The organism is Pseudoalteromonas sp. GW168-MNA-CIBAN-0100 (assembly GCF_040309225.1).
Lineage (GTDB): Bacteria > Pseudomonadota > Gammaproteobacteria > Enterobacterales > Alteromonadaceae > Pseudoalteromonas > Pseudoalteromonas arctica.
Genome location: NZ_JBEOOL010000433.1, coordinates 1 through 287 on the forward strand (window position 1 = coordinate 1; position 287 = coordinate 287).

Annotated in this window: 1 protein-coding gene; it reads right to left on the reverse strand. The window is 35.9% G+C overall.

Annotated features, from left to right (window positions below; genetic code table 11):
• The coding region (locus AAEY62_RS21830; RefSeq protein WP_350636491.1) for a two-component regulator propeller domain-containing protein at positions 1 to 189 on the reverse strand (189 nt) is incomplete at its 3' end.
• Positions 190 to 287: the final 98 nt, after the last annotated feature.

Below are 287 nucleotides of genomic sequence, written 5' to 3' on the forward strand. Positions count from 1 at the left end.
ACCCTCCCATGTTGCTATCCATAAATAACCGTCTTGAGTTTGCGCTAAGCTATTAATACTATTGTGAGGCAGGCCTGAGCGGGTATTCCATGTTTCAAAAAAATAATCACTTAAAGGTAAACGAGTTTGTGACTGCACCTGACACGTGAACATGACGAAAAATACACATAAAATCCCTAAATGCTTCATCACTGCGACCTTTATAATTATTATTGATTAATTAGTATTACCCACTAAATTTAACGCAATCCTAAGTGATTAAAAACCAACCAAAACCAGCTAAACTA